The organism is Allobosea sp., assembly GCF_048595345.1.
Classification (GTDB): domain Bacteria; phylum Pseudomonadota; class Alphaproteobacteria; order Rhizobiales; family Beijerinckiaceae; genus Allobosea.
In genome coordinates this window covers 1-4,663 of the sequence record NZ_JBMDWH010000093.1, presented here as the reverse complement: position 1 = coordinate 4,663, position 4,663 = coordinate 1, and the positions used below count along the sequence as shown (strand labels likewise).

General features: G+C 68.0%; 4 protein-coding genes and 1 pseudogene. All 5 read right to left on the bottom strand.

All coding sequences use genetic code 11. The features are described from left to right. Positions 1-126, bottom strand: a pseudogene (locus tag ACOJTB_RS10015) (aminopeptidase); the annotation flags it as partial. Between the two features lie 67 nt (positions 127-193). Next, positions 194-964, bottom strand: a complete 771-nt coding sequence (gene kduD / locus ACOJTB_RS10010; RefSeq protein ID WP_420102381.1) for a 2-dehydro-3-deoxy-D-gluconate 5-dehydrogenase KduD — start codon at positions 962-964, stop codon at positions 194-196. After that, on the bottom strand, positions 964-1,800 hold the full coding sequence (kduI, locus tag ACOJTB_RS10005; protein WP_420102380.1) for a 5-dehydro-4-deoxy-D-glucuronate isomerase: 837 nt from the start codon (positions 1,798-1,800) through the stop codon (positions 964-966). The genes kduD and kduI overlap by 1 nt, the downstream gene beginning before the upstream one ends. 207 nt (positions 1,801-2,007) lie before the next feature. Then, a complete protein-coding gene (locus ACOJTB_RS10000) occupies positions 2,008-3,786 on the bottom strand; it encodes an FUSC family protein (protein WP_420102379.1) in 1,779 nt (592 codons plus the stop codon). A gap of 767 nt (positions 3,787-4,553) precedes the next feature. Continuing rightward, positions 4,554-4,663 (bottom strand): IS3 family transposase (locus tag ACOJTB_RS09995; protein WP_420100742.1); only part of this gene is annotated, 110 nt, incomplete at its 5' end.

Genomic DNA, 4,663 nt, shown 5'->3' with positions numbered 1-4,663 from the left:
CGCGACCGGCGCCGTCAGAAAGAGATCCTGCCCCGGCTGGAGATTGAGACCGACGCGAATCGCGACCTCGGCCAGCTTGTCCAGCTTAACGGGGTCGATGGCGTGCGGCGGCTGATGGGCGTTCATGCGGCGTGACCTGTCAGGTGGGGAAGGGCGCCATTGCGGGCGAAAATCGCGGCATGGTCAAGGCGGCTCAGCGGGCGAGCCACCCGCCGTCGACCGGCAGGACGACGCCGTGGACATAGGCCGCAGCATCCGAGGCGAGGAAGACCGCCGCGCCGCCGAGCTCCTGTGGCCGACCCCAATGGCCGGCCGGGATGCGGGCGAGAATCGCCTCGTTGCGGGCCGGGTCGGCGCGCAGCGCCTGCGTGTTGTTGGTCTCGAAATAGCCTGGGGCGATCGCGTTGACGTTGATGCCCTTGCTGGCCCATTCGCAGGCGAGAAGCCGCGTCAGCCCCGCAAGGCCGCTCTTGGAGGCGGTGTAGGAGGGGATGCGGATGCCCCCCTGGAAGGAGAGCAGCGAAGCGATGTTGACGACCTTTCCGCCCTGCCCATCCGCCAGCATGCGCTTCGCCACGGCCTGAGTGAGGAAGAAGGTCGACTTCAGGTTCACATCCATCACCGCGTCCCAATCGGCCTCGGTGAAGTCGATGGCGTCGGCGCGGCGGATGATGCCGGCATTGTTGACCAGGATATCGAGCCGCGAGCCATCGGCTTTCGCCGCGGCCTCGGCCTCCGTGACGATGCGGCCGATGGGCTCCAGCGTCGCGAGGTCGGCGCCGATCTCGTGGAAGGGCCGGCCCGTGGCCGCGACCAGCGCTTTCGTCTCGGCCATGGCCGAACGGCCGACCGCGACGATGCCGGCGCCCGCCTGCGCCAGCGCCAGCGCGATGGCCTGTCCGAGACCCGTATTGGCGCCGGTGACGATCGCGGTGCGGCCGGTGAGGTCGAAGGGCGAAGCCATCAGCGCAGATCTCCGGTCGCGACCATGTCCATGTCGGTATAGTCGACATTGTCGCCGCCCATTCCCCAGATGAAGGAATAGGCCTTGGTGCCGACGCCGGAATGGATCGACCAGCCGGGCGACAGGATCGCCTGTTCGTTGGCGACGACGAGGTGGCGGGTCTCCTGCGGCTCGCCCATCAGGTGGAAGATGCGGGCGTCGGCCGGCAGGTCGAAATAGAGATAGATCTCGCAGCGGCGGTCATGGGTATGGGTCGGCATCGTGTTCCAGATGCTGCCTTCCTCGAGCGTGGTCACGCCCATCACCAGCTGGCAGGTCTCGCAGATCCCGGGGATGATGTATTGCCGGATGGTGCGCTTGTTCGCCGTCGCCGGCTCGCCGAGATGGAGCGTCTTCGCATCGGTCTCGCGGATCACCCTCGTGGGATGAGCGGCATGGGCCGGGGTCGAGAGCAGGTAGAATTTCGCCGGTTCGTCCGCATGCTCGCTGGAAAACGAGACCTCGCCCGCCTCCTTTCCGATATAGAGCGCGTCGCGCCGGGAGAGGCTGTAATCCTTGCCGCAGACATGCACCGTGCCGGCACCGCCGACATTGACGATCCCGAGCTCGCGGCGCTTCAGGAAGGCGTCGGTGCCGACCGCCCTGGGCGTCGGCAGGGTCACCGCAGCGGTCGTGGGCATCGCGCCGCCGACGATGACACGGTCGAGATGGCTGTAGGTCAGATGGACCTCGCCGGGCACGAACAGCGTCTCGATCAGGAAGTGGCGCCGCAGCGCGGCCGTGTCGAAGCTCCTGACGGCCTCGGGATGCGAAACCTGGCGAATGTCGATGGTCATGATCGGACCTTCTGGAAAGGCGGCGCGATTGCGCAAATGAGCGGGAGCGGCGAGCGCTCGCGAACAGTCGCGCGAATCCCGCCTCGGGAGGTGCGCGATCATCCGGATGGCGGCGCCGATGTAAATCCGTCGGAAGGTGCAGGCTCGCCGAGGCGCCACGGCCGATCAATGGGGATCCAGCCTTGCGCGAGGCCTCGTCCCAGCCGGTCAAGGCCGGCTCAGCGCCCTTTCGGCGAGGCGGCGATGCCACGCGGCAGCAGCCCGGCCGGCGAGCATGCGCAGCTCCTTCAGCGAGGCGGCCTCGTCCCGGGGCAGGCGCTGCCAGCGGCGCCGGAAGCCGCCGAGATCATGCAGGCCGATCTCGGCCGCGATGCTCGCGAGCCCGGCCCGACGGCGCGCCTCATGGATGGCCGCCTCGTCGGCATCGGCCTCGACCGCGTCCAGATAGGCCCGGTTCGCCTCGAGCCCCGCCGCGATCATCCGGTTCAGCGGCGGTCCGAAATCCGGCCAGAGCAATAGCGCCGCCAGAAGCGCCGCGATGCTGCCGACAGTGTTGTCGAGCATCCGTGCCGACGCGATGCCGGCGCCGGGCTCCAGAATTTCCGTCACGACGATGAAGAGCATCGTCAGGAAGAGGACGAAGACGGTGTAGTTCACGCCGCGCAAGGCGATGGTCAGCCCGGCGAGGATCGTCGCCGCGACGGCGAGCACGGGATGGGTCGGCCCGATGCTCAGCAGGCCGAGCGCCAGCGCCCCGCCGAGCAAGCTGCCGCAGACCCGCTCCACCGCGCGGGTGAAGGTGATGCGCGTGGCGCTCTGCAGAACCACGACCGCCGCCATCGCGGCCCAATAAGGATAACCGAGGCCGAAGAAGAAGGCGGCGGCATAGACGGCGAGCACGCCGACCGCCTGGCGGAGCGCCTGCCGGAGCGCGCCGGGCCATGCCGCCGGTGCCGAATCGGGAACAGGCGAGAGCGTTCCCATGGGCGCCGGGCCGGTCTCGCGCCCGAACCGAAAAAGCGCTTCGGCAGCGCCATGGACACAGCCGCGCGCAGATCCGGGCGGCATGGCGGCCGCCAGCTCGGCCAGGCTCTCGGCCTCGATCCGGAGAGCCTGGCCGCGCTTCGGGCAGACCTGGCGCAGAGCGGCCACGGCGCGGAGCAATGCCTTTGCCGCCGTCCTGCGGTCGGCGAGCGCTTCCTCGCGCGTGATGAACTCATGCTCCAGCGCGATGGCCGCGCTGAACAGCAGTTCGGTGGCGTCCCGAAGCGCGACGGTCGGCTTCAGCGCCGCCGCCGGCTTGTCGCGGTAGCGCGAGAGCAAGCCGCGCAGCCTTTCGAGGGCAGCCCGCACCGTGCGGCGATGCTCGCCATGCTCGGCATGCCAGACCGCGTCGCGATGCGGCGTCTCGCCCATGGCGGCCAATCCGACGATCATGTCGCAGAGGTGGTCGAGCGCGGCCGCCGCCGCCGCTTCGAGCGGGCGCGCATCGTCGATGCGCCACAACACCGCGATCAGCAGAAAGGCCCAGGAGCTGCCGATCAGGAAGGACAATGCCAGCAACCCGGCCTCGTGCATCGGCAGGGGGAAACCGACCGAGACGACGGCGACCGCGCCGAGCAGGACCGACAGCATGCCGGCATGGGCGAGAAGCGCAGGCAGCAGAGCCGTGGCGAAGACGAGCAGCGGGCCGACGATCAGCGCGGCTCCAGGCAGGAGCGTCGCGCCCCAGGACCCCAGGAAGGCGATCATCGTGCCCCCGACGACGAAGACGGCGAGCAGGCGGCATCGCAGCCGGTGGGCGGCCGGAATGTCGCACAGACAGGTCCAGAAGGCGGCGAAGACGGCCCAGCCGAAGACGTGCCGGCCCGTCATGAGGACCAGCAGCAGCGGCAGCGCGACGGCGACGATCGCGCGCAATCCTTCCGCCCGGCTGAACTGATCCGGCGTCAGGCCGAAGGACCGCAGTTCCAGCCACCGGGCCATGCGTCTGAGCCTGGGGCCGGGGTCGTTCCTGAGAAGGTGGAGGGCGGAAGCCCTGCGTGGCATCGGCGACATTTCCTGCATTGGCTCGCTTCGCCGCACCGGTTGGACCTCGGCCAGGTCATGGTATCCGGCGCGGCGATGGGATCGCCTAGGCGCGCGCCACACAGCGGGCGCGCCTCGACCATCGACTTTCGTCTATACAGGAAACGGGCCAACCCTGGCAGAGGAGTGGCAGCGGCGTGGCACGCCTGGGCGCGGCAGACCCGCGCGGCCTCGACATCGATTCGGGGGCTGCGACGCGCGCGGCGCATATAACGTCAGACTGCCGAAAGGCGGGCATCCGAACCTTACTGCCGACGCAGGCGCCAAACGGCTCTTCATGACCCGATTCGCCGCAGACCCCGACAGGGGACCATAGGCCCTGACTGGCTCGAACCGGACCGTCACATGGGGGAGATTGTCTGGAGCGGGCGAAGGGATTCGAACCCTCGACCCCAACCTTGGCAAGCGATTTATCCTTCGGTTTCGCTATCCTGGGCGCGTTTAACGTTGGCGTTTCTGACTGGTTAGATGCGTCTGCGTTCAAATTGAACGGGCTCGCCGAACTTGCAGGCGCTCGCCGATCTCGAAGGCCCTGGAACCGCTTAACCTGCAACCGCCGTGTAACCCTGCCGCTCTCGTCGGAATTCTCATGCAAATTGTGGCGAGTCGCCCCGCATGTTTTCGTCTTGGAATGTTGGCCTGCTGCCGGTTTCGTGGACGCTCAGTTAAGCTAACCCGGCCTTCTTTTCGAACTCGACCGGGCTGATGTAGCCGATGGTCGAGTGCCTGCGAACGGCATTGTAGAAGCGCTCGATATAATCGAACACGTCGGCAC

What these genes read in the sequence shown, in the direction of transcription:
- kduI (WP_420102380.1), bottom strand. Translation starts at nt 1,800, where the DNA reads ATGACCATCGACATTCGCCAGGTTTCGCATCCCGAGGCCGTCAGGAGC.
- kduD (WP_420102381.1), bottom strand. Translation starts at nt 964, where the DNA reads ATGGCTTCGCCCTTCGACCTCACCGGCCGCACCGCGATCGTCACCGGC.
- ACOJTB_RS10000 (WP_420102379.1), bottom strand. Translation starts at nt 3,786, where the DNA reads ATGGCCCGGTGGCTGGAACTGCGGTCCTTCGGCCTGACGCCGGATCAG.